A 25,436-nucleotide genomic window follows, 5' to 3' on the forward strand; every position below is an offset into this window, starting at 1 on the left:
TCCTCATTCCTCTCAAAACAATACGATCGAAGCTAATAAATTGAACAGATGTCGCTAGGTTTATTTCTATGCTTAGCTGGGAATCGTTCTATAAGTTACAACTCTACCTAAAAAAGGAGTTTTACAATGAATCAAATTCTCTTTATTCAAACTGGAATGGGGATCGATGTTCATGGACAAGATATAACGAAAGCAGCCGTTCGTGCGGTCGAAAATGCCATCTGGTCGAACTCCATGCCTGGCATTGAAAAAAGTCTTCCCGAACAACGGCTGGAAAACATGAGCGTAACTGTTCGACTTGCGGTTCCGTTAGATCGCGAATCCCTCCATATCGACAAGGTAAAAGAGGCAATCCCTTATGGTACTGTAGATGTGGATGTAACCGATGGAGGAATGGCCACATCTAGCGGGATTATTTTAGAGGATAAAAATGATGAGAACGACTTGATGTATATCGTAAATGCCGCAGTAGAAGTAGGATACTAGGATAAAAAAGCATGCAGCACTTGTCTGCATGCTTTTTTCAACTTGTACTTATGGCCATTCGTTGTTTTGGACGTGCTGCGTGATACCAATGCAGGCAAAGTATAAAAATAAGAATACCATCCATTACATCTCCGCCATAATACATTAGCATCGCACCTGTTTCGGCTTGATCCTTTGGTACACCAACAGGCGGATTCGCATAAATATACTTCGATAATATGGCATGTCCCGATAGAGCGCACACCAGTACAATAGCACGATACATATGGCTAAATCGATGGGGTGCTGGATCTATATATATCATACTGATGGTAAATAAATATCCAGCTGCGAATACATGAAAGTGTACGAATACATGAACCAGCATATGCTGCTGCATCAGCTCGTATAATCCCGTCGTGTACAGCAGTCAAAGACCGCCAATATTGAGCAACGACGCTGTTATTGGATGCCGAAAGAGACGAATCAATCTATTTTTTAATAGCATCGATAATCTACGTGCTGCGTGGACAGGAAGTGCCCGCAGAATAAGCGTGATTGGTGCTGCAAGGGCAATCAACAAGGGGGCTAACATGCCAAGAAATAAGTGGCCGATCATATGGACAGTAAAGTCTGTGTGCGCCTTTCCTGCAACAGGTCCAATCAAGGCAGCCCCCATTGCAATTATTCCAAACCACCAACAAACATAACGAAACAGGGGCCACGGCTTTAGATGCGTTTTTTTTTTGAAAAAATACCTAACCCTGTATAGATACCAATTGCCAATATAAGCATGACAATAAGGAACCACTCCAGCCGCATTCCACTTCCATGCATTCCATAGTTAGTCATCCAAGCTCAGCCCCTTTAAAGGATTGGCTCTTTTTCGTGTTTGGAAAACCAGTACAATACCTATAATAATCATGATTGCCGCTATACCATTCCAGACGAAATCGTAGACGAAGACATTATCAACATAACGGATTTGATGAATCCGCATCCATTTATGCTGAATAATCCCATCATACAGCTGAAACGAACCCGAACCAAGCATTGCACTCCCCCACCACCGTTTAAACCATAATGCATTCCTTCGGCGTAGATCTGCAAATAGAAATAATCCACCAATGGTTGCAAACCAACTAAATGCATGGAAAAAACCATCCGAAATCAGCCCTACATCTGTTGTTGATTGATCATAAAAATGATGCCAGCGTAATAGCTGATGAAACACTGTTTCATCAATGAATGCTGCTAATCCAATTCCAAACAGAATCCCCGAAAGCAAATTCCGACCTGCATATTTTGATTTCACTGTATACAGCGACGTTTGAGTAACATTATCTGAGGCAATCCCCATAACGTGACCTCCGATCCTAGGTTTTTTATTTTTATACCCAAAATCAGCCAATTGCATGCAAGTGTAAGAGAAAAACACGTTACCATTTCCATCAATCGCTAAGTAAAATAAGATCGACCCAGTTCGATGTGATAGATTTAGACACGCTGAACTCGTAGATTATTAATCTATCGACCATTAACTTAATAAAACAACGGTTATTGCCCAGCCTACACGACAATGTATAATTATGGTAAATATGTAAATTTTTTAAAATAATGTTGAATTATGACATTTGTTTCGTTATAGTAATAATTGTAAGTCGGAAGGAGGTGAGCATAATGGCAGCATTTTTAAAACTTGTAGCACAGTTGGGTACTAAAGCAGCTAAGTGGGCTTGGGCTAACAAAGGAACGGTTATCAACTGGATCAAGAACGGTGCAACGTTCTCGTGGATCAGCGATAAAATTGACAGCATTATTAACTAATTCCTTGTAATTTGGTAGATTTGCGAGAGATAGAGACGTGACCTCTATCCTTACACAAAATAGGTTTTAAGGAGGTGAAAATACAAATGGCAGCTTTTTTAAAACTTGTAGCACAGTTGGGTACTAAAGCAGCTAAGTGGGCTTGGGCTAACAAAGGAACGGTTATCAACTGGATCAAGAACGGTGCAACGTTCTCGTGGATCAGCGATAAAATTGACAGCATTATTAACTAATTCCTTTGTAATTTGGTAGATTTGCGAGAGATGGAGACGTGACCTCTATCCCTTATACAGAATAGGTTTTGAGGAGGTGAAATAGAATGGCAGCATTTCTAAAACTTGTAGCACAGTTAGGTACTAAAGCAGCTAAGTGGGCTTGGGCTAACAAAGGAACGGTTATCAACTGGATCAAGAACGGTGCAACGTTCTCATGGATCAGTGATAAAATCGACAGCATTATTAACTAATTCCTTTGAAAGTGAGTAGGATTACATAAGGGGTAGAGCGTGACCTCTATCCCTTTTCCTAATTTTAGACCTTCTTAATAAGAATGATACCCAAGCTTTTAACTGCTTATCGTACCTTACCTTTTATTTTAAATCATATGTTTTCATTTTGTCTAATTCTTTCTTTCTGTTTCTTTGTAGCGATTTTCTTCCCCGGTGCCATTCTTCTGTTAGAAGAATGATGCCAACTATAAGAATGATGATATAGGCGGTAGTACTTTCGATACGATTAGATGCAAACATCCAAGTAAGACCGGATACAAAAATCACAGGAATAATAGCTCCCCAATACGCACTGCTGCGTGTCGATAGAAAGTATTGTACAGCAAAGGCTGCTATACAGATAAATAAAAATACGAACTCATTCATTAATGATCCATCCTTTCAGCTTTATATTTATCAATTATATTTTTAGCATCATCTAAGCTAATGCGGCTATCAATTGCCAATTGCTTGACATAATTAATTAAGGGTTCTTTCTCTATGTCTTCATTTAATTCTATTTTTTGAATGATCCTATCTAAACGGGTTCTTACGGTGGGATAGGATACCTCATAGCTTTTTGCTATCTGCTTTAACGAACCTGAGCTTAAAACGAATTTCCTAATAAATTCGATATCTTCATTATCTAAAGCTAAAATCCAAGCAGGTATATCTTTGGTATGCATCGTTAACCACCTCTCTTTATTTTATATTACCACATACATCAATAAAAACAAACATTTTTTCACCAAAATAATAAATAAAATTTATTTTTTGTTTAATTTAATTCAAAAAAAGGTGGAATTATCTTTGAACATATGATAAGTTGATTAGAGATCAGCAATCAATCTATATCAATTTGGAGGTAGGTAAAAATGAAACGCACTGCTGAAATACTACTGACTGTAATTGGGGTAATTATATTTTCCTTTTTGCTAATAGGGAGTGTTACTTTATTGGGAAGTACCCAAAATAATGCTCAAACAAAGGAGTTAGTTCAAGAATTTATAAAGGACGAAAACATAACCGCTGTAAATGCTGATCAAGTTGTAAACTTTTTAAGCAATAGTACGTTATACTTTGTTGTTATTTCACTAATTAGTATTGGCTTAGGGATTATCTCAATCATCCTTTTGAAAAGAAATAAGGCGAAAACGGCAGGTAAGGTTTTAATTATTACAGCAATCCTGAGTACATTATTTACGTTATTTATGGGGCTGTTTGGAGGAATTGCCTATTTCATTGCCGGTGTAATGGCTCTTGTACGTAATAAAAGATAGATAGGCAAAATATATACGAAGGTGTGACCAGATGTTTACTATATGCTTAAGAGAATTTAGAACATTATTTAAAAGTATCCGTTCATTAATCATCATTATCGTGCTTTTTGGGGTTACCACTGGGGCAGCAAAACTGATTAGTCAGTTTGAAGCGCAACTTAAAGATCTCGGTTTAGGTGATAACGCATATGCAGGGGGATTAATGACACTCCTTTTCATCGCATCCCCCTTATTTGTCACTAGTTTATCTCATAGTGCCATTAATAAAGAAATTGACTCTAGAACGATTCGTTTTTTAGTAACCAAGACTTCAAGAGAAAGTATTATTGTCGGGAAATTTCTTGGAAACTTACTATTTTGGATAGTATGTTTGCTTATCGCTTTATTACTTATTATTCCGTTCTCTCACTCATTTTTTTTCTTGGAACTAATTCAATGTATTGTTTTTGTTTCCTACTTTATAGGGTTCACCATATTTCTTTCAACTATCATCCGTAAGCCATCATTAACTATGTTTTTAGGGATTACGGTTTCTATCGGCTTACCAATCATTGGATTATGGAGTATCGGAACAAATAATATATTGATTACAGCATTAAGCTATATCACACCTTATTTTTATTACACTCAAGAAGAAACCTTTTTCACGTATTTCACAGCCGTTTTTACGTGTATATACTTAGCACTAAGTTTAATGATCTTTAGAAAGAGGGATTTGTAATGGACGCAATTACGACTCACAACTTAACAAAGACATACGGAAAAAATACAGTGGTCAATAACATCAATTTAAGTATTAAAAAAGGCGTGATTTTTGGATTTTTAGGTAAAAACGGTGCTGGTAAATCTACTTTTATAAATATGATCACGGGACTTGTAAATCCCACTGATGGATCGTTCGAAATCCTTGGGTACAAAGGGAATTCCATAAAAGAAATACGTCATAAAATAGGCGTATTGCCAGATTACTCTACGTTTTATGAGGATTTTACAGCCTTAGATCATTTAAAGTATTTCAGTAAATTATTAAAATTATCTCTAACGAAAGAAGACTTAATAACAACTCTAAAACGAGTTGAGCTGGAAGATGCCATCCATTTAAAAACAAAACAGTTTTCTTTTGGAATGAAAAAGAAATTGGGCATTGCGCAGGCCTTAATCAATAAACCAGATATATTATTTCTTGATGAACCTACTTCTGGAGTTGACGCTAATTCCGTTTTAAACATACATTCAATTATTAAAGATATAGCATTAAATGGCACTACCATTTTCTTAACCTCTCATAATCTGGACGAAGTGGAAAAGCTGTGTGACGAGGTTGCAATCATGAACAAAGGAACGATACAAACCAAAGGGAATATGGAACAGTTAAGATCGCAATATCAAAAGGATACTGCCATCCATATCAAACATCGTTCGATCTCGGAAGCTCAACAGGAACGATTAAAGAAGGATTTAGATTTGCTTGTGGAATATGCAGATATGACACCCACTTATTCCGAACTTTTCGTTAAAGAGGACAATGTGATTCCTGAGATTAATAAGATACTCGTACAAAACAATGTAGACGTGTATAGAATAGAAGTCGATGAGCCATCTTTAGAAGAAATATTTCTTAATTTAGGAGATCAAAAACATCCTGCTTAATTTGCAGGTAAAGAAGGCCATCTTATCTGGTATGTTGTACCTCTTCAAATAGGAGCTAGTTTCTACACGAAAGATTTGACGATCCTTTTTCGATATCTTTCGTGTAGAACGAAATTGGTAAAAGTATGAATAAAGGAAGCGAGTAATTGTGTATAAAATAAAGGAACCAACTCAACGGATATCACCAGACGCAATAAAGGTATGGAGAATAACAGATGCCTTTACTTCATTTATTTTTTTGGTTGTCGTGGCATTTTTTCTCTATTTACATCATTATTATGATTGGCCGCATTGGATTGAAATTGCTCTATACGCAGTTGCAGCAATTGTATGTCTATCTGCAATGATAGAGCTTATTGTTATACCGGTATATAAACAAAAAACGTGGAGATACGAAATTGACAGTAATTGTATTCAATTAAAACATGGTGGTGCAATTAGAAAAACACATATGATTATACCAATGAACAAAGTTTATTTTGTTGATACCTACCAGGGACCGATATTAAAGAAATACCATTTATCAACTATAAAAATTGGTACAGTCGGTTATGTCCATGAAATACCTAGTGTTCCCGAAAACACAGCTAGCGAGATTCGTAATGATATTGCCTATTTATCAGGAATTAATAAAAGGAAAACGTCAAAGGAGGAGGGAAATGAAAAATAATGCTATGAAGGATAACAGAACAGAACTAGGAAAATCACATCCATTATGGATGTTATTTGAACTTGTAAAATCTATAAAAGGTTTTATTTTCTTTTGTATTTTCCTTTCATTTGTATTCGGATTTTCTTCAACTTCTATATTTTCAGCATATGGTATTTCGCTTATTATACTCTTTGTAATCTATCAAATCGTTTCCATTCTATTGGAATGGAAACATTTTGGTTATTCTATAGATGAAGAAGAATTGTTTATTAAAAAAGGGAGGTTTGTTACTTTACATAGGCATTTTCCCTTGGCTAATATTCAAGGTCTACATCAAAATACGACTTTTTTTCCTCGATTGTTTGGTTTAACAACTTTACTAATTGATGCTGGTTCTAGTGACAAAAATGATTCTATAAAGCTAGAAATGATTTCTTTTCAGGAAGCTAATCATATTAAAACAACACTTTCGGATTTGGGGAAGGTTTATATAACCGAGGAAGAAAATAGGAAGGACATAGAAAAAAATTCACAAGAAATCACTTCTATCAAAAAGCATTATGAGATCAAGCGAAGAGAAATTTTGATTGCTTCGCTTACATCTCTCAGATTACTATTCTTTCTAACCTTAATTTATTCTGTATATTCTGAAGTCAATCAATTCTTTCAGATTGATGCGTATGTTGGAGATATTATCGGATTCTTCCAATCTTCTTGGTTCAGATTAACAATGGGAATAATAATTTTGATCTGTCTATCCATAGTCTATGGTGTGTTAAAAACATATTTACAGTATGGTGAGTTCAATGTAACCTCCGATCCGTATCGAATCTACATTGAAAAAGGAAAATTAAATACTGCTCATTTTTCCATACCCAAAGATAGAATCCAAGCTCTCAGTATTAACAGTGGGTTTATTCATAAGTTCTTAAATATAGTAAAGGTAAAAATGATTAGCTCAAGCGATACAGATGAAGATGTCAAAGCCTCCCATATCTTATTTCCATTTATACATAAAAATAAAGCAAAAAAGTTAATTCCGGAAGTAATTTCAGCGTTTGAAATCGAGGAGGACATGACCAAAATTCCTACATCCTCTATCATCGTAAAGCTATTAAGAACCATTTATTTGTGGTTATTTTTCCCTGTCATGTTGTATTGCTTTTTTCCTGGTTTTTGGTACCTAGCAACAATCATGTTTAGTTTAACCCTCGTATCACAACTACTAAGTAGTTTATTTAGTAGTTATGCACTTAACGGTTCTTTTATCCAGATAAAAAAAGGCGCTATAGCAACAAAAGTCTTCATTACCAGTAGAGACAAAATAGAAAGATTAATGGTAACAGAGACCATACTACAAAAGAAGCTGGGGTTGTCTTCGATAAAAATTATTTCTCGCGCAAGACCAGCAAAAGTTACCACTATGCATGATGTGCCTAAAGACATGGCTATTAGATACTATTCATGGTATTACGAAGGAATAGAAAACCATACAACCATATTAGCATCCAAGCAAACTTCATAATCCCCCGTAGATGATACCTGATTAGCTCAACATATCATATTTTGAGCTGATTGGTGTATCCGTGTCCACGGTTGAATAAGATTTAATCGGAATCACCTAAATTTTTTTCCAATTCTTCAATAAGGTCTTTTGCAGCCGTTCTACTTAGGGTTAATTTTCCGTTCGCAAGTGTAAGATTATCATTAGATACAGTACCTGTAATTTGGCACGCATTGGCAGATTGATGCTTTCGCAGAATAATTTTGTCATTTTCAACAAAGATTTCCATGGGGTCTTTAACTTCAATATCTAATGAGGAACGAAGCTCTTTCGGAATGACCACCCGTCCTAACTCATCTACTTTTCTTACGATTCCTGTGCTTTTCATTATAATAATCCCCCTATCTAAAAAATACCTTCCTTATAGTTAAACCATTCGATATGCATACTTTTTTTAAGGATGGGACAAATTCTTTATATTCAACTAAATATCTTAAATTCAAAATAATATTTATATAGTTTACATACTATCTAGATTTAATATTTCCTGCAAATGAAATGATTTTAATTTCTGGAAATAATTAAAAGAGCACGGACATGCATTTGCAATGATTTATGCAAACAAAAGAAGCTCGTGCAATGCATCTTACTGATAGGGGATATTAAAGACTCTAATCATTGTGTTACTTTCTTTTATTTCTTAAATTAATAATGTACTTCTGCAATTGATAAGACAGATTGATCAGAGCAAATTAACATCAAATGTAAACGCTTTATTAAAAGGAGGGGGATTCTATAACGTCTATTCATCGATTCATAAAGTGGTTGATTTTTTTTAGCCTTATAAACATCGCTTTCATCATCTTTACGTTATTAGGTGGCATTTTATTTGGCTTCATTCCTGCTTTGTCAGCTTCTATCAAGGCTATCCAAAAAGAATTAAACAATGCGTCGCTTTCTTATCGCGATATAATTAAACATTTTCTTGAAACTTTTAAAACAGCATTCATACCAATCAATCTAGCATCCATTACTCCTATACTCTTTGGAATTATTGCGATAACGAATATAAACATTACATTTGACGTAATGAACTTATTCGGAATAGCAACTTTTTATGGAAGTATTACTGTCCTTATTACATCTATATTTGTACTCATCCATCTTGCTCTTCTCCAAACTACAAATAAAACATTTTCAGTAAAGCAAATGATCAAGTTATCTTTTATAGCAGCATTCTACTACTTTCCACTAAATGTATTAATGGTTTGTTTCTTAATTTTATGGTTGCAATTCTTACTATTAGCTCCAGGAATATCCTTGTTTTTTGGAATTAGTGTACCAATATTCATTTGTACTGTCTGCTACAGCAAGACAAAGCTATATGCAAGTCAAATATCTACTGGTATTGGGGAGATCAGCTTTGCAAACAAAAAATGATGTAGAGAAATTTATTCAGAGTTATGTGGAACATGTGGAAGAAAAGCTTCACAATGAAAGTCAATTGATTTTCGATTATACGGACACAGCCTATGGAAAAGGAATCACTGAAATCGAATCCATACTTAGACCATTATGGGGCGAGGCATCACTTGCTCATTCTGAAAACAGATCGATTAATCAAACTATCTTGAACAAGATTACAAAAGGTATTGACCCGTCGTCGGCGGAATATTGGGGGATCTTGAACGATAAAGACCAAAGAGCCGTAGAAATGGCCGTATTAGGCTATTCCCTGCTATTAAATGAAACCGTGCTTTGGAATAACTTGACTATAAAACAACAAGAACACTTAGTCGATTGGTTACAACAAGTTAATCATATTAGCCTACCGAATAATAATTGGCATTTTTTTCGAATCATCGTCAATATTGGGCTAGAGAATGTCGGCGTACCTCTAAATACTGAAAAACAAAATGAATCGCTCCAGATAATAGAAAGTCTGTATCTAGGTAATGGATGGTATGCAGATGGTTCACCAAATCAAATGGATTATTATGTTTCCTTTGGTTTTCATTTTTTTAGTTTACTTTATGCCTATTTTATGAAAGAGAAGGATGCAAAAAGAGCCAAAACCTATAAAGAAAGAGCTCTATTATTCGCTGACGATTTTATTTATTGGTTCTCTTCTAAAGGAGATGCTGTACCTTTCGGAAGGAGTATGACGTATAAATTCGCTCAATCTGCCTTTTGGAGTGCACTTGCATTCTGTGATATAAAACCTTTTCGTATCGAAATTATCAAAGGAATTATCCTCCGGAATTTACGCTGGTGGGTGAAACAGCCGATTATTGAATACAATGCTTTCCTGCCAATTGGCTATGCGTATCCAAATCTGATTATGGCAGAAGGATATAATAGCCCAGGCTCTTCCTTTTGGGCATTTAAAGCATTAATAATTACCGCTTTATCAAAGGATCACACATTTTGGAAAGCGAATGAAGAGGACCTGCCATTACTAAGGGGAAAAAAATTACTAAAAGAAGCTAGAATGTTAAGTATCCGTCCAGAAAGCGATCAAGTTTATTTATACACTTCTGGACAATATTCTAAAACGGAACATCTGCATAATGCCGAAAAATATGCAAAATTTGTGTACTCCAATCTTTTTGGGTTTAATATTGCACATTCCAATTACCTACGATCACAAATGGCTGGGGATTCCATGCTTTCATTAAGTGAAGATGATGACCTATTTCGATTTCGACGAGAATGTACTCAGATATCCTTACATGAAAACTATATCTTCTCAGAATGGTATCCATGGCGCGATGTTCAAATACGAACATACCTCATACCATTTAAGTATTGGCATATTCGTATCCATGAAATTCGTTCAACTAGGAACTTACAAGGAATTGAAGGTGCATTTAGCATCCCGAAACCAGATGTACTAAAAGATACAAACGCAGGGATACATGAAGAGGAAAATCGTTCTTATGTATCTGATGGTAACTTGTATTCCGCCATTATTAACTTACATGGTTATGATAATGGAGGGAAAGTGATTACTACAGAGCCAAATACGAATATTCTTACTTCAAATCCTAGTCTTTTACCTTCGTTGGAAGCTAACATCTCACAAGGAAATAACTTATTAGTCTCAGCAATTTATGGCGGGACCCAACCTCCCGTGTTCGAGAATGTGCCTCGTTTCTTTCAAGAGCGTTATGGATTCAGAATGGTCCAACGTGAATCTGAAACATTTGTTAAGAAGGAAGGATGAGACTATGAAATATAAAGGTGTTATTTTTAGTATTATTCTATTACTATTCACAGTAATTATTATAAGTTTATTAGGCAAAACGGAAAATACAACTAATGTTGCAAATGGAAAAATGCAAGGAACAATTACCGTATGGGCTTGGGGTGGTTGGGCTCAACATCTAGAAGATATAGCGCCTATATTCGAAGAGCGTAACCCCGGTATTAACATCAATGTAAACAATCAAGGAGTTGAACAAGTCTATCAAAGATTAACAACTGGTCTAGCATCAGGCCAATCAAGCCAACTGCCAGATATTGTGCAGATGGAGGAACAACGATTACCTATTTATAACAACAATTTTCCGAATCGTTTTGTGGATTTAACCGAATTTGGATTTGATCAATATGCTGATGACTTGCCTGAAGCAAAAGTTGCTGCATTATCAAATGAAGAGGGGAACCTAATTGGATTGCCAGGTGATATTGGACCTGTAGGTTTATTCTATCGAAAAGATGTTTTTGAAGATGCTAATGTTGATCCACAAAGCATCAAGACTTGGGATGACTATATTGATGCGGGAAAAACAATTAAAGATGAAACTGGTATCGATATGCTTGGCTTTATGGCAAATGATGATATATCTTTGTATAAAATTTTATTACAACAACAAGGAAGTTTTTATTTTAACGAGAACGGGGAAATTACAGCAGAATCCTTGGAATCAAAGAAAGCTTTTCAATTAATGAGTGAACTATTTCATAGTGGGATTGCAGCTAATGTAACAAATTGGGATGGAAGGATCGCATCACTGGAAAATGGTCAAGTTGCTACAGTGCCCGGTGCTGTGTGGTGGTCACGAAGTTTGATGCAGCAGGTGACGAACTCAAAAGGGAATTGGCGAGTCATGAAATTACCAGAATTTAAAGAGGGTAATACAAATGCAGCTGCAGATGGTGGATCAAATTTTGTTATACCTAATGCTTCTGATAAACAAAAAACAGCTTATGAATTCATTAAGTTCGCTACTACTGACTTGGAAAGTTTAACTAGCTTAGTTGAAAACTATTTTATGTTCCCTGCTTATACCCCTTTATATGAAGAAGAAATCTTTAAGGAAGGAAATGCGTACTTTGGAAATCAAAAGGTGCTGCAGTTATTTGCAGAGATCTCCGAAGAAGTACCTAATGTAAATTATACTTCGGACTATTTACGTGCGAACATTACCTATTCAGATGAATTAGCTTCTATGATGCTGCAAAATAAAAACCCTGAAGAAGCTTTACAAGCCGTATTAAAAAAACTACAGTCCAGCACAGGGCGAGAATCAAGCGAGGAGGATTAATATGGAAAGACCCACCATGAGTATTCATCGTTTGGATATTGGAAAGAAACATGCACCTCTCGTTCTATTAGCACCGGCAGTTCTGTTTTTTTCCTTGTTTATTGCTTACCCCATTGTGAGTTCTTTGCTGCTTAGTTTTCAAATATCAGAAGCAGGACAAACAAGTTTTGTAGGTTTTGATAATTATATTCGTCTGTTTCAAGATCCTTTATTTTATGAAGCGATGAAAAACACCTTAATCATCGGTGTTATTCAAACTCCATCTGTTATTATATTAGGATTACTAACAGCAACCTTATTAAATTCGGGATTAATTAAACTAGAAAACTTTTTTCGGTTAACCTATTTTACTCCAGCTGTTACCTCACTGGTTGGGGCATCCGTTATTTTTTTGTTATTACTAAATCAAGAAAATGGACTAATTAATTTCTTATTGGGTTTAGTAGGCATCGACTCAATCGGTTGGCTAAATACCCCTTTTTGGGCTAAGGTATCAATCATTCTACAAGGAACTTGGAGATGGACAGGGTATAATATGGTAATCATTCTTGCGGGATTACAGTCTATTTCAAAAGACTTATATGAGGCGGCTAGTATTGATGGGGCAACCAAAATCCGGCAATTCTTTTCGATCACGATCCCCCAATTGCGCCCTGTATTATTATTCTGTCTGATCATGTCTACGATCGGTTCCTTTCAATTATTTGATGAGCCTTATATTCTAACCAATGGAGGTCCAGTTAACGCAACGACTACCATAACTATGTATCTATATGAAAATGGATTTCAGTTTTTTGATTTTGAATATGCATCTGCCATTGCCTATGTATTGGTCGGATTTATCGCTTTATTAACCTATGTCCAATTTAAATTAGGAGGGGATAAAAATTGAGATCTTCCATAATGAATAAACTAATCATTTATGTCCTCTTATTATTGGGGGTCCTGTTTACAGTAGCGCCTTTTTATTGGATGGTAATTGGTTCTACTAACCCAACAGATGAAATACTCTCTTATCCACCGAAGTTTTTACCAGGTGATTTTATTGCTGAGAATTTGAAGCGTTTGATGGGTTCTGTAGACATCTGGAAAGCATTACTTAATTCATCAATCATAACGATTACCTTTACAATTCTAGCTGGCATTGTAAGTGCTGCTGCAGGTTTTACTTTTGCTAAGTATCATTTTAGAGGTAAAAAAATTATTTTTGCTATGTTTATTTTATCGATGATGATCCCTTATCAGGCACTTGTTATACCACAATTTAACTTATTTGCTAATTTCGGATTACTTAATACACATATCGCAGTCATTCTTCCACAGCTTACGTATCCATTTGCCATATTTCTGATTATGCAGAATATGAAATCCATCCCAGATTCCTTACTAGAATCTGCACGAATCGATGGGGCAGGTGAAATCTTTATTTTTGTTAGAATTGCATTACCGACTATGATTCCAGCACTAGCAGCAGTTAGTATCTTTTTATTTACCTTTCAATGGAATAATTTTCTTTGGCCGTTAGTGTCTTTAATTACAAAGGATATGTATACACTCCCTGTAGCTTTAGCTACGATAGCAAATCAAGATACAATTGATTATGGTCAGCTGATGCTTGGCGCAACCATTTCGGTTATTCCCATTTTTATTATCTTTCTATTTATGCAGCGTTATTTTGTCGCGGGTATTCTCGGTGGTGCAATCAAAGAATAAAAGGCAGGTGTTAACATGTTAAAAACCGGACTATGCTCGGTTACATTCAGAAAGCTTTCTCCAGAAGAAATTATTCATATCGTGGAAACATCAGGTCTAGAAGCTATTGAATGGGGAACAGATGTCCATTTAACCTTGCAAAAAAGTACAGCATATATCCAATCCATTAAAGAAAAATGCAGAAAAGCTGGTATTGAAACACCGTCACTGGGTACCTATTACCGGTTGAACGAAAGTCCGTTAGCTTACTTTAAATCATGCATACAAATTGCAGATCAAATCGGAGCGCATCAATTACGGATTTGGGGTGGAAATAAGAGCCCGAAAGATATTACGCACTCAGATTGGAAAAAATATGTTCAAGAAACGCAAATGCTATGCGATGTTGCGGGAGAAAATAATAAAAGTGTCCATGTAGAATTACATGAAAAAACACTGACGGAAAGTGAAACCGCAGCCATTCAATTGATCAACGAAGTGAATAAACCCAATTTATACTGCTACTGGCAGCCTCTCTGGATAAGGTCACAATCTGCTAACATATCCGCATTAAAACAATTAAGCGATCATATTAGTAATGTCCATGTATTTCAATGGGATGAACACCAACGGTACCCTTTAGAACAGGGCTGCTCAACATGGTTAACCTATTTTCAAAAACTCGAACCATCGAATACACCTACTTATGCTTATTTAGAGTTTGTCAAAAGGGATGACGTGAATCAATTCTATAAAGATGCAGAAATATTAAAGAAGCTCGCCCTTCATTACCGGTAAGTAAGTTTACCTCCACTCTACCCGTGGAACAGTTAATTACCATGTAAAAAATAATATAGGTCATCAAGGAGGTAAATCGATTATCATGGAACCAAAAGATATGCAAAAGGACGGGACACCACGTCAACACCAAACCAAACAACCGGGAATCGAATCAAAAATGAACCCTTTGCCACATCAACCGATGGATTATCAAGGTTCGGATAAACTAAAAGGTAAAGCTGCTTTAATTACAGGTGGCGATAGTGGCATCGGCCGTGCGGTCGCGATTCTATATGCTAAAGAAGGTGCAAATGTAGCGATTTCCTATCTGGATGAACGTCAAGATGCAGAGGAAACCAAGCAGCTAGTCGAGGCGGAAGGTGCACAATGCATATTACTGCCTGGCGATATTAAAAACTCTGATCATTGCGTGGAATTAGTAGAAAAGACCGTCGGGGCATTTGGCAAGATTAATATATTGGTGAACAACGCAGCGATTCAATTTGTTCGTGAAGATGTACTTGATATATCGGATGAACAAATGGAGGAGGTGTTCCGGGTGAACTTCTTCTCGCAATTCTATTTAACAAAGGCTGCTGTCAAGCATATGAAGGCGGGAGATTCAATTATTAGCACCTCTTCCATCAATGCTTATCGGGGTAATCCGATTTTCATGGATTATTCAGCAACAAAAGGTGCCATTACTGCATTTACCAGAAGTATTGCACAAAGTCTAGCTAAGAAAGGAATTCGTGCTAATTCAGTAGCACCAGGTCCGGTATGGACACCACTTATTCCATCGTCCTTTAATGAAGACGGCGTTGAGCACTTTGGGCAAGATGCATTAATGGGCCGTCCTGGCCAACCTTCGGAACATGCTTGGCCGTTCGTTATGCTAGCAGCTGATGAATCATCTTATATGACGGGGCAAGCTATTCATATTAACGGCGGGTCTTGGACCTCCTCATAAGCATCAAATAGCGCTGACGCACAGGTTTGCTTGAATCCTTTACATGAAGAGCTGACTTTTGCGTCAGCCTCTTTCTATATAAGCCACTTTATCGATAGTTTATTTGTGGTTTCAATTGAATAACCGAACGGTTGACTTTATTGGTTTCTATCGTATCTACGAGCACATCGACAAGCTTTTGGGCAATGAAGTGAGAAGGTACACCTACAGAATGAATTGGCGTATCAATGGAGTTAAATTGATCGATATGATCATAAGAGAATATCATTGGTGTTTGTTTAGTGTCTTTTACATGATGAAGCAATCCCATTGTGATATCATAACTACCGCAAACGACTCCCCCATTTAAGTCATGATTGGCTAAAAATGATTTCATTGCACGACTAGCACTCTCTTCTGATAATCCTCCAGAATCAATTATACGATACGTTATACGCCGTTGCTTGCAATGACGGATAAAGGTATCTTTTTTAACAATTTGTCTAATATCATTCGTATGAAGATCACCGAAATAATCGACTTGATGATATCCTTTATGAATAAGAGCGTCGATCGCTTGTTTCATGGCTAGATCATGATTGACATTAATTATTGGATAGTCTAATTCCCTTTCGACTCCATAAGCGACCACTGGTATATTCTTCGTAATCTTTGTTGGTAATGTCGTATGTTCCCCTTCATCAAAGACAATCACTCCATCGAAGCGGAGCTCTAAAAACTTTTGGGCAGCAGTAATCGGATCCTCGATGGAAACCACCATAAAATACCCTTCTTTTTTTAATGCCTGATTAATTTGGGAAGCTAAGGTAGTGATTGCCACCCTATCTACAGCAGGCCATATTAATCCAATGGTATTGCTTCGATTGGACACAAGCGACCGAGCGGAGTTATTAGGAATATAATTCATTTGTTCTGCTTTTTCTTTAATTTTTCGTTTAGTCGCTTCCGTAACTAATGGTGAATCCTTTAGTGCCTTACTTACTGTTGAATAGCTTACACCACATTCACGAGCGATATCTTTGAGTGTTACTGCCATTGCTTTACCCCTTGAAAAATCTATTGATTTATTAGTAAGATCATTATATCATAATAAATAAGCGGGATGGAAAATTTGTAGCCAAAAATAACAACGTTGTTATTCTAATAGGGGAGAAATCTACCACATAATGAAAACGTTGTTATTGGCTTCGTTTCCTTATACATGGATAGAAAAGCCGAATGATAAGGGGGAGAGCAAGTGAAGAGGTTTTTGTTACTTATTGTAAGCGTTTTAATCATTTTGGCTGGTTGTTCTAACTCGAAAGCAGCAGAAACAAAGGAATTAATCCTAGGACATAATCAACCAACAAATCATCCGGTTCATCAATCATTAGTGGACTTTAAAGAACGGTTGGAACAGAAATCAAACGGAAAGCTCCAATTAAAAATCTATGCGAATGGACAATTAGGCAGTGAAAGGGAAGTAATTGAAATGACACAAACCAATGCTGTGCAGTTCACAAAAGTATCTGCCAGTGCGTTGGAAGGTTTCTCCGAATCCTATTCACTATTCAGTATGCCGTATCTATTTCAATCACAAGCATCCTATCGAGAAATAATGAAAAAACCGGAAATTCAAGACGCGTTTTTCAAAACAACTACAGATAATGGTTTTATTGGGATTACGTACTATGATGCAGGTGTCAGAAACATGTACACAAAAGATCGAATGATCGAAACAAATGCAGATATGAAAGGTTTAAAAACACGCGTTCAGCCTAGTAAAACAAGTGTTCAGATGATTGATGCGCTTGGCGGAACGCCTACACCGATGTCTTTTGGCGAAGTGTATACTGCGCTGCAGTCAGGAATTATTGATGCAGCTGAAAATAATGAAACCGCCTTAACGGATAATAAACATGGCGAGGTTGCTAAACATTATTTCTACACAGAACATGCCATGGTCCCAGATATCTTAATTATGAACAAAGATGCTTATGATCAATTAACAGATCAAGAAAAACAATGGGTCAAAGAGGCTGCCAAAGAATCCACTGTTTCACATGAAACACGTTGGGACAAGCAGGTGAAAAAAGCAATTAAAACTGCCAAGAGCGATATGGGGGTCGAATTCCATGAGGTAGATAAAAGCTCATTTATGAATGCTGTTAAACCACTGCAAGAGCAGTTTCAAACAAATCCAGCAACAAGGCAACAATATGAGCAAATAAAGGAGGCAGAAGAAAATGAGTAGATTAAAAGCATCTATTGATAGACTTCTTCTGATCGTAACTGGTGTGTTGATAACGATAATGTCGATTCTCTCCATCTGGCAAGTGGTTGCTAGATATGTACTAAATACACCTAGCACGGTAAGTGAGGAAATTATTCGAATGTTACTAATATGGTTTTCCTTGACTAGTGCGGCCTATGTCTTCGGTCAAAAAAAGCATATTGCTATCCACTTCATACGAGAGAAGCTTCATAAAAAAGCGCAACGTATGATGGAGCGATTGTCAAATATTATTTTATTGATCATTGCCCTTGTTCTGATGATATGGGGTGGTATCCAAGTAGTTGAGCTAACGCTATCGCAAATAGCGCCTTCAACAGGTGTATCAATGGCGATGATGTATGGAGCACTTCCTGTTTCCGGAATATTTGTTGCTTTTTATGCTATTCATGGTCTAACTACCTCAGAGGTATCACTATCCAAGGATGGAAGTGACGGGCCATGACGACAATCGCAGGATTCGTATTGTTTATTTCTTTTTTCATTTTGCTTGCTTTAAGTATTCCAATCGCTATATCGATTATTATTAGCGCTATTCTAACGTTGCTATTAATACTTCCATTTGATGTTACGATCATTACAGCAGCGCAACGTATGGTAACAGGAATTGATAACTTTACCATGCTTGCCATCCCGCTATTCGTCTTAGCTGGGATATTAATGAATAATGGTGGTATCGCCTTTCGATTGGTTAACTTTGCAAAGGTACTTGTCGGGAGAATGCCTGGATCGCTTGCGCATACGAATATCGTTGGAAACATGCTATTTGGGTCTATTTCTGGCTCCAGTGTTGCCGCAGCTGCGGCGATGGGAAGGATTATGACACCATTACAAATAACCCAGGGCTATAAGAGGCCTTATTCAGCTGCTGCCAATATCTCTTCTGCTCCAGCGGGCTTACTTATCCCACCAAGTTCCTTACTGATTGTTTATTCCTTAGTCAGTGGCGGGACTTCGATTGCTGCCTTATTTATGGCGGGTTATATACCTGGAATTTTATGGGGAATTGCTTGTATCACGGTTGCATATGTGTTGGCGAAGAAAGAAGGGTATCCCGTTTCAGAACGGATTGGCTGGAAAGATAAAGGATTTTTAATCCTTGATGCGATCCCAAGCTTATTGCTGATTGTTATCGTTATCGGTGGGATTGTAGCAGGTATCTTTACTGCCACTGAAGGGGCTGCAGTAGCGGTATTATATGCCGTCATCCTATCACTCGTCTATAAAAACTTAAAATTAAAAGATATTCCAAATATCTTAAAGGAAACGGTTGAAATTACCGGGATGATCTTATTATTAATTACAGCATCCGCCCTATTTTCATTAGTTATGAGTTTCACCGGCTTGCCAGAAGCTATCTCAAATGGGCTTTTATCACTTACGGATAATCCAATCCTTCTTTTATTATTGATGAACATCATCTTATTAGTAATTGGTACGTTTATGGATATTACACCTGCTGTTTTAATATTTACGCCGATCTTCTTACCGATTTCGGAAGCGATTGGTCTGGACCCGGTACATTTTGGAATTGTGATCGCCTTTAATTTATGTTTGGGTAATATTACACCGCCAGTAGGCAGCGCATTATTCGTAGGTGCTAGTGTAGCAGATGTTCGAATCGAACATGTAATTCGGACACTCGTTCCGTACTTTATTGTACTGATTGTCGTGTTATTAGTTATTACATTTATCCCACAATTATCGTTATTTTTACCAAACTTATTTGGAATTTAATGTGACTGACAAGGAGTGATCATATGGAATTCATTCATGAACATTTTTTACTTACAACAGATAAAGCGAAGCAGTTATATCAAACTATTCAAGATGTACCTATTTATGACTTTCATTGCCATTTAAGTCCTCAAGAAATATATGAGGACAAAAACTTTGCAACGATTACGGAATTATGGCTCGCCCATGATCATTATAAATGGCGGCTCATGCGGGCATACGGCTTGGATGAGTCGGTCATCACCGGCGATGCAGATGATTTCACAAAATTTAAAGCTTTCATCGAGTTGCTGCCTAACACCATTATGAATCCAATGTATCACTGGTGTTACTTAGAATTAGCTCGCTATTTTAACCACTATGAACCGGTGCAACATACTTCGCCGGAGCAACTATATCATGATTTAAATGAACAATTACAGCAATCATCTCATTCGCCGCGTCAATTAATAAAACAAAGCAATGTAAAAGTCATTTGTACAACCGATGACCCTTGTGATGATCTGAAATATCATCAATTGTTAAAAGAAGATCAATCATTTGATATTTCGGTTCGCCCAACATTTAGAGCCGATTTCTATATTAGTCTAACCAAAGATACGATTCAAACAGCAATCGATAAGCTAACGAAAGCAACAGGGCAGCCCATTGAAACACTAGATCACTATATTCATGCATTGTTATCGAGAATAGCATATTTCCACCAACATGGTGCACGGAGCTCCGACCAAAGCTTTACTGAAGTTGTCTTACCCGGACTAACGAAGGAAGAAGCCATCTCTTACTTTAATAAGTTAAAACAAGGAGAAGGTTTGGATAACCGTTCATTAAAACTATTATCCGGGTATCTTTTAACAGAGTTGTCCAAAGCATATAAACAATTTCATTGGGTTATGCAATTACATCTTGGACCATTACGTAATAATAATACCATGCAATATCGAGCCATTGGAAAAGACGCTGGTTTTGATAGTGTGGGTGACCCACTTAACGCCAAAGACTTGAATGCATTACTAGATCACTTAAATAAGAATAATGCATTAAGTGATACGATTATTTATCCAAATAATGCAAATGATCATTTGATGGTCCAGGCGACAGCAGGAAATTTCACATCCAGCAGCATAAGGGTCCAACTAGGTGCTGCCTGGTGGTATAACGATACGAAACAGGGAATGATTCAGCATCTTATCGATTATGCAAATGTTGGATTATTATCTCAATTCGTAGGAATGTTAACCGATTCAAGAAGTCTATTATCTTATTCACGTCATGAATATTTCCGAAGGATTCTCTGCCAACTGCTTGGAAATCTAGTAGAAGAAGGAGAAATTGAAGACAATCCTGAGTTGCTGACTGGAATATTAAAAGATATCTGTTTTAACAATGCCGTTCGGTTATTTACAATTAAAGATGTTGAGGAGGTAAAATAATGGAATTATCCTTTAGATGGTATGGAGAGAACGATCCTGTAAAACTACAAGATATAAAACAAATTCCTAATATGAATCATATTGTATCGGCTATTTATGATGTGCCCGTAGGGAATGTTTGGGAAAAAGAACGGATTGAGGCGTTAAAATCATCTGTTGAAAAAGAAGGTTTGGCTTTATCGGTGATTGAAAGTTTACCAGTCCATGAATCCATTAAACTTGGCGAAAACAATCGTGATCAATTAATTGCAAACTACAAGGAATCATTAAAAAACTTAGGTGAATCCGGAATCAAGACGGTCTGTTATAACTTCATGCCTGTGTTTGATTGGACACGTACCGATTTACATCACCGATTGCAGGATGGATCAGAAACATTATTGTACGATCATGAGTATGTGCAAACCATCGACCCTGTGACAACGAATCTCAACTTGCCAGGCTGGGATGAAAGTTACACAAAAGCGGAAATGGCTGCATTAATTGAGAAATATCGTACGATGACAGATGATGATCTATGGGAGAATCTTGGCTATTTCTTAAACGAGGTTTTACCTGTTGCCATTGAACATGATATCAATCTCACCATTCATCCGGATGATCCACCTTGGTCAATCTTTGGCATCCCTCGAATCATACGATCAAAAGAAAGTTACGACAAACTGGTAACGATAAATAATGCAAAAAATAATAGTATTTGTTTCTGTACCGGTTCCCTCGGTTGTTTAGAAGAAAACGATCTACCTGAGATGATACGAGCATTTGGAGACCATATCCATTTTGTCCATATGCGAAATATTAAACGTCTCGACAACCATTCCTTTGTTGAAACAGGGCATCTTTCTAAAGATGGTTCCGTTGATATGAAAGCAGTTATTAAAGCCTTAAAAGACATTAACTACAAAGGCACGATACGTCCTGACCATGGTCGCATGATTTGGGGCGAAACTGGCAAAGCAGGATACGGCTTATTTGATCGAGCATTAGGTGCCACCTATATCAACGGATTGATAGAAGGAGTGAATCAATCATGAACCAGCGATTTACCGGACGAAATGTGATTATCACAGGCGCAAGTGGTGTTATTGGCAAAACCTTTGTGAAAGCAATCGTGGATGCTGGCGCAAATGTTGGATTAATTGGACGACAAGCTGACAGATTACATGACGTTATTGCAGATGTTAATCCGAAAAAAGACCAGACCATTGCATTAACAGCAGATGTGTTAGATAAAGCCTCATTAATCGAAGCAAAACAGAAATTCAATCAGAGATTTGGTAATGTACATGCATTAATTAACTGTGCAGGTGGCAATCATCCAGATGCCACCACTGTAGATGAGCATTTTCATCCGCAATCAGAAAAGAACTTTTTTGGCTTACGTGAAGAAAGCGTAGATTACGTCTTTAAATTGAACTACACAGGCAGCTTCTTGCCAACCCAGGTTTTTGGTGAAGATTTAACGCAAGGAGAAGGGAATACCATTATTAATATCTCTTCTATGAATGCCTTCCAACCACTTACTAAAATCCCAGCATACAGTGGGGCAAAAGCTGCAATTAGCAATTTCACACAATGGTTAAGTACGTATTTCGAAGGAAAGGTACGTGTGAATGCCATTGCGCCAGGATTTTTTGAAACAACACAAAATAAAGCCTTATTAAGAAATGAAGAAGGCGCCTATTCAGAACGTGCACATAAAATTTTAAGTCAAACCCCTATGAAACGGTTTGGCAATCCAGAAGAATTAATCGGAACATTGTTTTGGCTGCTGGACTATAGTGCAAGCCCATTTGTAACCGGAATTGTTGTACCAGTGGATGGCGGTTTTTCCTCCTATTCCGGCGTATAAAAAAACGCCTGTCACCAAAAGTGTTACAGACTTTTAATGACAGGCGTTTTTTATACTGACTTCGTATTCCCCTTCAATAGGCTTCCTTATTCAAAATGATAATTTTCCACTTGTGTTAATGTTTGATTATACATTGGTATAGAAGCAAACCGTCGAACGAATAATGGAATTTTATCCAGCGTCACCGGTATTTGTATGGTTTGTCCACCTCTATAATAGTCACTTGTATGATAATCAATCCAACCTTCTTCATTTTCCGGTAAATACACCGTTCTTTCCGTCTGACCTGCTTCTACAATCGGACAAACAAGCAGCTTGTCTCCTACCATAAAATCGTCGGAGTCAAGATACGTAGCTGAATCTTGATCAAAGTCATAAAAGGTTGGGCGAATAATTGGCGCATAATTAGAATGGGAGTGCTCTACAAGCGTCTGTAAATAAGGTGTCAGTCGTTCATGAAAATGCATAGCTGCTTGCACTTCTTCCATCACTTTCGGGTACATCCAAGCCTCATTAACAGAGCCATCACTGTTCCACGAATGAATAGAAAACCGCGGATAAAACACTCCACACTGCACCCATCTTACGAATAGTTCAGGATCTGGTTTCGGACCAGAAAAACCACCGATATCATGACCAAAATTGAATACGCCAGATAGGCTCAGTCCAATTGCCATCTTATTATTAAATTTTAAGGTATGCCAGCTCGTTCGATTATCACCCGTCCATGTCTGCACATATTTACTCATACCAGCACATCCAGAACGACTAATAACATATGGCATGTTATCTTGATGATAATCCATTTGGATGTCTCTGGAAGCTTTCATCATGAGTAAGGGCATAATTGCTTTGTAATCATTGAACTTACCACCCTGGCCAAATCCATGCACCTGTGCGCTATCATCCCAAATCTCAAATTCATTATTATCGTTCCAAGTACAATGAATGTGGTTATCAAGCAGGGTTGTCTTCACCTTCTCTTGCCACCATGCGATGGTATCAGGATTTGTAAAATCTAAATAATATCCTTTATCGTCCCAGAATTGAATGAGTAACGGTTCGCCGTGTTCATCTTTAACAAATCCATCAAACGCTAACACTTCATCTAACAGCGGATGATGAAGCATCAATGACGGCTTAATGTTGGCAACGATTTCAACGCCTTTGTCTACAAATGACTTTCCAAATGCTTTTGGATCTGGAAACTTATCATAATTCCAATTAAATACATAGCGTTTATCATCAATGGACGTATATCCAGATGACAAATGGAATGAGCGTACGGTGATTTGATGTTCTTCACATTGAGCTAGAAATTGTTTCATTCGTTCATGTGAATGAGGTGCATCTGTATACTGCATGGTGGAACCGGAATAAGATAGACTCCATGGAGGCATGATGGTTGGCCGCCCAGTTAACCAGCTAAATCGCTGTGTGACATCTTTCACTCTCGGTCCAGCAATAACATAATAATCTAGAAAGCTACTTTTCGTTTCGTAGTATCGATAGGAGCCATGGTAATTGTCCAACTCTTGACCAAAATCAAAAACGGAATCTTGATAATCATCGTAGAAGATACCAACAGATTGGTCGATATCCGGTTTATACGTGATATAAAAAGGAATATGTTTATACAACGGATCGGTTGTTTCAGCATTGTAACCCATCGCATCGATATTCTTCATTCGAAAACGTCTCCCATGTCTATCGGCTGCACCTGTTTTCTCTCCTAGCCCAAAATACATTTCATTTTCTTGGCGTTGTAAATAATGGCATGTTGGATGGCTCGAACTTATATGATGTTTATAACTTTGTGTATGACGGTCGGTAATCACTTCCACAAATTCTTCTGTTTTATTTTTCTGAAACCAGGAAAGATACAGATCTTCTTTTTGAACAACTAATTTTAATTCCATTGTCTCTATTTCTAAAGTCTTTTCCGTTTCCGTAAATGTATAATTCGGACGGGAGAAACGAGACATATCTTGACGTGCAATTCCTTCAAAAGGCAAGACGGTATCTCCAGGAGTGACCGTCCATGTTGGAAGACTAATTTCCTTTTGTTCACTCATGCTGACATTAATGATATGCGGCTCTAGTACACGAATGTTGCAGTACGTGAAACCATCATATAAAGCCATTTGATTATGTTCATGTTCCATTACTTGGAAAACACTCATTATATCACTCCTACAAATAACAACGTTGTTATTATAATATGACATAAGATTGCTGAAAAATAAAGTCTTTTATAGGAATCGTTAAACGGAGTCTATAAAATG

29 protein-coding genes and 1 pseudogene are annotated in these 25,436 nt (G+C 37.0%); 22 read left to right on the top strand and 8 right to left on the bottom strand.

Annotation, left to right across the window (positions count from 1 at the left end; genetic code table 11):
• Positions 1–126 precede the first annotated feature (126 nt).
• A complete protein-coding gene (locus JKP73_RS06520) occupies positions 127–486 on the top strand; it encodes a Lin0512 family protein (protein WP_021290182.1) in 360 nt (119 codons plus the stop codon).
• Between the two features lie 37 nt (positions 487–523).
• Here the strand turns inward: JKP73_RS06520 and JKP73_RS06525 are convergent.
• The 3 genes and pseudogenes from JKP73_RS06525 to JKP73_RS06530 all read right to left on the bottom strand — a co-directional run bounded on the left by JKP73_RS06525 (position 524) and on the right by JKP73_RS06530 (position 1,825).
• A pseudogene (locus JKP73_RS06525) lies at positions 524–1,252 on the bottom strand (cytochrome c oxidase assembly protein).
• Complete coding sequence (locus JKP73_RS23500) at positions 1,195–1,317, bottom strand: hypothetical protein (RefSeq protein WP_308436488.1); 123 nt, start codon at positions 1,315–1,317, stop codon at positions 1,195–1,197. The pseudogene JKP73_RS06525 and the gene JKP73_RS23500 overlap by 58 nt, the downstream one beginning before the upstream one ends.
• Positions 1,310–1,825, bottom strand: a complete 516-nt coding sequence (locus JKP73_RS06530; protein WP_021290184.1) for a DUF2243 domain-containing protein — start codon at positions 1,823–1,825, stop codon at positions 1,310–1,312. The genes JKP73_RS23500 and JKP73_RS06530 overlap by 8 nt, the downstream gene beginning before the upstream one ends.
• 320 nt (positions 1,826–2,145) lie before the next feature.
• Here JKP73_RS06530 and JKP73_RS06535 point away from each other — a divergent pair, with 320 nt between their 5' ends.
• From JKP73_RS06535 to JKP73_RS06545, 3 genes are all read left to right on the top strand, one after another.
• Positions 2,146–2,292: an aureocin A53 family class IId bacteriocin gene (locus JKP73_RS06535; RefSeq protein WP_021290185.1), complete on the top strand. Its 147-nt coding sequence runs from the start codon at positions 2,146–2,148 to the stop codon at positions 2,290–2,292.
• Between the two features lie 86 nt (positions 2,293–2,378).
• Positions 2,379–2,525 (top strand): aureocin A53 family class IId bacteriocin, encoded by a 147-nt coding sequence (locus tag JKP73_RS06540; protein WP_021290185.1) that lies wholly within the window; start codon positions 2,379–2,381, stop codon positions 2,523–2,525.
• Positions 2,526–2,611: 86 nt separating this feature from the next.
• The gene (locus JKP73_RS06545; RefSeq protein WP_021290185.1) at positions 2,612–2,758 is read left to right on the top strand and encodes an aureocin A53 family class IId bacteriocin; all 147 of its coding nucleotides are present in this window, start codon (positions 2,612–2,614) and stop codon (positions 2,756–2,758) included.
• A gap of 123 nt (positions 2,759–2,881) precedes the next feature.
• Here the strand turns inward: JKP73_RS06545 and JKP73_RS06550 are convergent, their stop codons facing one another.
• Both JKP73_RS06550 and JKP73_RS06555 read right to left on the bottom strand, forming a co-directional pair.
• On the bottom strand, positions 2,882–3,166 hold the full coding sequence (locus tag JKP73_RS06550; protein ID WP_021290186.1) for a hypothetical protein: 285 nt from the start codon (positions 3,164–3,166) through the stop codon (positions 2,882–2,884).
• Positions 3,166–3,465, bottom strand: coding sequence for a DUF2089 family protein (locus tag JKP73_RS06555; RefSeq protein ID WP_021290187.1), 300 nt, complete (start codon positions 3,463–3,465; stop codon positions 3,166–3,168). The genes JKP73_RS06550 and JKP73_RS06555 overlap by 1 nt, the downstream gene beginning before the upstream one ends.
• 189 nt (positions 3,466–3,654) lie before the next feature.
• Here JKP73_RS06555 and JKP73_RS06560 point away from each other — a divergent pair, with 189 nt between their 5' ends.
• From JKP73_RS06560 to JKP73_RS06580, 5 genes are all read left to right on the top strand, one after another.
• A complete protein-coding gene (locus JKP73_RS06560) occupies positions 3,655–4,059 on the top strand; it encodes a DUF4064 domain-containing protein (RefSeq protein WP_160806911.1) in 405 nt (134 codons plus the stop codon).
• Between the two features lie 31 nt (positions 4,060–4,090).
• Positions 4,091–4,780, top strand: a complete 690-nt coding sequence (locus tag JKP73_RS06565; protein ID WP_021290189.1) for an ABC transporter permease — start codon at positions 4,091–4,093, stop codon at positions 4,778–4,780.
• On the top strand, positions 4,780–5,709 hold the full coding sequence (locus tag JKP73_RS06570; protein ID WP_021290190.1) for an ABC transporter ATP-binding protein: 930 nt from the start codon (positions 4,780–4,782) through the stop codon (positions 5,707–5,709). Before JKP73_RS06565 ends, JKP73_RS06570 begins: the two co-directional genes overlap by 1 nt.
• Positions 5,710–5,857: 148 nt before the next feature.
• The gene (locus tag JKP73_RS06575) at positions 5,858–6,379 is read left to right on the top strand and encodes a PH domain-containing protein (RefSeq protein ID WP_160806912.1); all 522 of its coding nucleotides are present in this window, start codon (positions 5,858–5,860) and stop codon (positions 6,377–6,379) included.
• Complete coding sequence (locus JKP73_RS06580) at positions 6,369–7,886, top strand: PH domain-containing protein (RefSeq protein ID WP_021290192.1); 1,518 nt, start codon at positions 6,369–6,371, stop codon at positions 7,884–7,886. The genes JKP73_RS06575 and JKP73_RS06580 overlap by 11 nt, the downstream gene beginning before the upstream one ends.
• A gap of 82 nt (positions 7,887–7,968) precedes the next feature.
• On the opposite strand, the gene JKP73_RS06585 is transcribed toward JKP73_RS06580, so the two are convergent.
• Positions 7,969–8,253, bottom strand: coding sequence for an AbrB/MazE/SpoVT family DNA-binding domain-containing protein (locus JKP73_RS06585; RefSeq protein WP_021290193.1), 285 nt, complete (start codon positions 8,251–8,253; stop codon positions 7,969–7,971).
• Positions 8,254–8,690: 437 nt separating this feature from the next.
• Between JKP73_RS06585 and JKP73_RS06590 the strand changes: the two genes are divergently transcribed.
• The 7 genes from JKP73_RS06590 to JKP73_RS06620 all read left to right on the top strand — a co-directional run bounded on the left by JKP73_RS06590 (position 8,691) and on the right by JKP73_RS06620 (position 15,857).
• Entirely contained in the window at positions 8,691–9,305 is a 615-nt protein-coding gene (locus JKP73_RS06590) for a DUF624 domain-containing protein (protein WP_200411026.1), read from the top strand.
• Positions 9,289–11,091 carry a DUF2264 domain-containing protein gene (locus JKP73_RS06595; protein ID WP_200411027.1) on the top strand — a complete coding sequence of 601 codons (1,803 nt, stop codon included), beginning with the start codon at positions 9,289–9,291 and terminating at the stop codon, positions 11,089–11,091. The genes JKP73_RS06590 and JKP73_RS06595 overlap by 17 nt, the downstream gene beginning before the upstream one ends.
• Before the next feature lie 4 nt (positions 11,092–11,095).
• The gene (locus JKP73_RS06600; protein WP_200411028.1) at positions 11,096–12,415 is read left to right on the top strand and encodes an ABC transporter substrate-binding protein; all 1,320 of its coding nucleotides are present in this window, start codon (positions 11,096–11,098) and stop codon (positions 12,413–12,415) included.
• A 1-nt stretch (position 12,416) separates the two neighbouring features.
• The gene (locus JKP73_RS06605) at positions 12,417–13,307 is read left to right on the top strand and encodes a carbohydrate ABC transporter permease (RefSeq protein ID WP_200411029.1); all 891 of its coding nucleotides are present in this window, start codon (positions 12,417–12,419) and stop codon (positions 13,305–13,307) included.
• Positions 13,304–14,128, top strand: a complete 825-nt coding sequence (locus tag JKP73_RS06610) for a carbohydrate ABC transporter permease (RefSeq protein ID WP_021290198.1) — start codon at positions 13,304–13,306, stop codon at positions 14,126–14,128. The genes JKP73_RS06605 and JKP73_RS06610 overlap by 4 nt, the downstream gene beginning before the upstream one ends.
• Positions 14,129–14,143: 15 nt before the next feature.
• A complete protein-coding gene (locus JKP73_RS06615) occupies positions 14,144–14,905 on the top strand; it encodes a sugar phosphate isomerase/epimerase family protein (RefSeq protein WP_038241726.1) in 762 nt (253 codons plus the stop codon).
• Positions 14,906–14,990: 85 nt separating this feature from the next.
• Positions 14,991–15,857, top strand: a complete 867-nt coding sequence (locus JKP73_RS06620; RefSeq protein WP_038241725.1) for an SDR family oxidoreductase — start codon at positions 14,991–14,993, stop codon at positions 15,855–15,857.
• 88 nt (positions 15,858–15,945) lie between these two features.
• On the opposite strand, the gene JKP73_RS06625 is transcribed toward JKP73_RS06620, so the two are convergent.
• Positions 15,946–16,893 carry a LacI family DNA-binding transcriptional regulator gene (locus tag JKP73_RS06625; protein ID WP_021290201.1) on the bottom strand — a complete coding sequence of 316 codons (948 nt, stop codon included), beginning with the start codon at positions 16,891–16,893 and terminating at the stop codon, positions 15,946–15,948.
• Between the two features lie 201 nt (positions 16,894–17,094).
• Here JKP73_RS06625 and JKP73_RS06630 point away from each other — a divergent pair, with 201 nt between their 5' ends.
• Genes JKP73_RS06630 through JKP73_RS06655 form a run of 6 tightly spaced genes read left to right on the top strand, consistent with a single transcriptional unit; the run spans position 17,095 to position 23,151 of the window.
• Entirely contained in the window at positions 17,095–18,090 is a 996-nt protein-coding gene (locus JKP73_RS06630; protein ID WP_021290202.1) for a TRAP transporter substrate-binding protein, read from the top strand.
• The gene (locus JKP73_RS06635) at positions 18,083–18,574 is read left to right on the top strand and encodes a TRAP transporter small permease (protein ID WP_021290203.1); all 492 of its coding nucleotides are present in this window, start codon (positions 18,083–18,085) and stop codon (positions 18,572–18,574) included. The genes JKP73_RS06630 and JKP73_RS06635 overlap by 8 nt, the downstream gene beginning before the upstream one ends.
• Positions 18,571–19,866, top strand: coding sequence for a TRAP transporter large permease (locus JKP73_RS06640; RefSeq protein WP_021290204.1), 1,296 nt, complete (start codon positions 18,571–18,573; stop codon positions 19,864–19,866). Before JKP73_RS06635 ends, JKP73_RS06640 begins: the two co-directional genes overlap by 4 nt.
• A 23-nt stretch (positions 19,867–19,889) precedes the next feature.
• Positions 19,890–21,299, top strand: a complete 1,410-nt coding sequence (gene uxaC, locus JKP73_RS06645; RefSeq protein WP_021290205.1) for a glucuronate isomerase — start codon at positions 19,890–19,892, stop codon at positions 21,297–21,299.
• Positions 21,299–22,333 (top strand): mannonate dehydratase, encoded by a 1,035-nt coding sequence (gene uxuA / locus JKP73_RS06650; RefSeq protein ID WP_021290206.1) that lies wholly within the window; start codon positions 21,299–21,301, stop codon positions 22,331–22,333. Before uxaC ends, uxuA begins: the two co-directional genes overlap by 1 nt.
• The gene (locus JKP73_RS06655; RefSeq protein WP_021290207.1) at positions 22,330–23,151 is read left to right on the top strand and encodes an SDR family oxidoreductase; all 822 of its coding nucleotides are present in this window, start codon (positions 22,330–22,332) and stop codon (positions 23,149–23,151) included. Before uxuA ends, JKP73_RS06655 begins: the two co-directional genes overlap by 4 nt.
• 86 nt (positions 23,152–23,237) lie before the next feature.
• Here JKP73_RS06655 and JKP73_RS06660 read toward each other — a convergent pair whose 3' ends face one another.
• On the bottom strand, positions 23,238–25,334 hold the full coding sequence (locus tag JKP73_RS06660; RefSeq protein ID WP_200411030.1) for a glycoside hydrolase family 31 protein: 2,097 nt from the start codon (positions 25,332–25,334) through the stop codon (positions 23,238–23,240).
• Positions 25,335–25,436 lie beyond the last annotated feature (102 nt).

Source organism: Virgibacillus salexigens (assembly GCF_014905415.1).
In the GTDB taxonomy this organism is placed as follows: domain Bacteria; phylum Bacillota; class Bacilli; order Bacillales; family Amphibacillaceae; genus Virgibacillus; species Virgibacillus salexigens.

Coding starts and splice junctions, on each gene's coding strand:
- JKP73_RS06520 (WP_021290182.1), top strand. CDS start 127: ATGAATCAAATTCTCTTTATTCAAACTGGAATGGGGATCGATGTTCAT.
- JKP73_RS23500 (WP_308436488.1), bottom strand. CDS start 1,317: ATGACTAACTATGGAATGCATGGAAGTGGAATGCGGCTGGAGTGGTTC.
- JKP73_RS06530 (WP_021290184.1), bottom strand. CDS start 1,825: ATGGGGATTGCCTCAGATAATGTTACTCAAACGTCGCTGTATACAGTG.
- JKP73_RS06535 (WP_021290185.1), top strand. CDS start 2,146: ATGGCAGCATTTTTAAAACTTGTAGCACAGTTGGGTACTAAAGCAGCT.
- JKP73_RS06540 (WP_021290185.1), top strand. CDS start 2,379: ATGGCAGCTTTTTTAAAACTTGTAGCACAGTTGGGTACTAAAGCAGCT.
- JKP73_RS06545 (WP_021290185.1), top strand. CDS start 2,612: ATGGCAGCATTTCTAAAACTTGTAGCACAGTTAGGTACTAAAGCAGCT.
- JKP73_RS06550 (WP_021290186.1), bottom strand. CDS start 3,166: ATGAATGAGTTCGTATTTTTATTTATCTGTATAGCAGCCTTTGCTGTA.
- JKP73_RS06555 (WP_021290187.1), bottom strand. CDS start 3,465: ATGCATACCAAAGATATACCTGCTTGGATTTTAGCTTTAGATAATGAA.
- JKP73_RS06560 (WP_160806911.1), top strand. CDS start 3,655: ATGAAACGCACTGCTGAAATACTACTGACTGTAATTGGGGTAATTATA.
- JKP73_RS06565 (WP_021290189.1), top strand. CDS start 4,091: ATGTTTACTATATGCTTAAGAGAATTTAGAACATTATTTAAAAGTATC.
- JKP73_RS06570 (WP_021290190.1), top strand. CDS start 4,780: ATGGACGCAATTACGACTCACAACTTAACAAAGACATACGGAAAAAAT.
- JKP73_RS06580 (WP_021290192.1), top strand. CDS start 6,369: ATGAAAAATAATGCTATGAAGGATAACAGAACAGAACTAGGAAAATCA.
- JKP73_RS06585 (WP_021290193.1), bottom strand. CDS start 8,253: ATGAAAAGCACAGGAATCGTAAGAAAAGTAGATGAGTTAGGACGGGTG.
- JKP73_RS06600 (WP_200411028.1), top strand. CDS start 11,096: ATGAAATATAAAGGTGTTATTTTTAGTATTATTCTATTACTATTCACA.
- JKP73_RS06605 (WP_200411029.1), top strand. CDS start 12,417: ATGGAAAGACCCACCATGAGTATTCATCGTTTGGATATTGGAAAGAAA.
- JKP73_RS06615 (WP_038241726.1), top strand. CDS start 14,144: ATGTTAAAAACCGGACTATGCTCGGTTACATTCAGAAAGCTTTCTCCA.
- JKP73_RS06620 (WP_038241725.1), top strand. CDS start 14,991: ATGGAACCAAAAGATATGCAAAAGGACGGGACACCACGTCAACACCAA.
- JKP73_RS06625 (WP_021290201.1), bottom strand. CDS start 16,893: ATGGCAGTAACACTCAAAGATATCGCTCGTGAATGTGGTGTAAGCTAT.
- JKP73_RS06635 (WP_021290203.1), top strand. CDS start 18,083: ATGAGTAGATTAAAAGCATCTATTGATAGACTTCTTCTGATCGTAACT.
- JKP73_RS06640 (WP_021290204.1), top strand. CDS start 18,571: ATGACGACAATCGCAGGATTCGTATTGTTTATTTCTTTTTTCATTTTG.
- uxaC (WP_021290205.1), top strand. CDS start 19,890: ATGGAATTCATTCATGAACATTTTTTACTTACAACAGATAAAGCGAAG.
- uxuA (WP_021290206.1), top strand. CDS start 21,299: ATGGAATTATCCTTTAGATGGTATGGAGAGAACGATCCTGTAAAACTA.
- JKP73_RS06655 (WP_021290207.1), top strand. CDS start 22,330: ATGAACCAGCGATTTACCGGACGAAATGTGATTATCACAGGCGCAAGT.
- JKP73_RS06660 (WP_200411030.1), bottom strand. CDS start 25,334: ATGAGTGTTTTCCAAGTAATGGAACATGAACATAATCAAATGGCTTTA.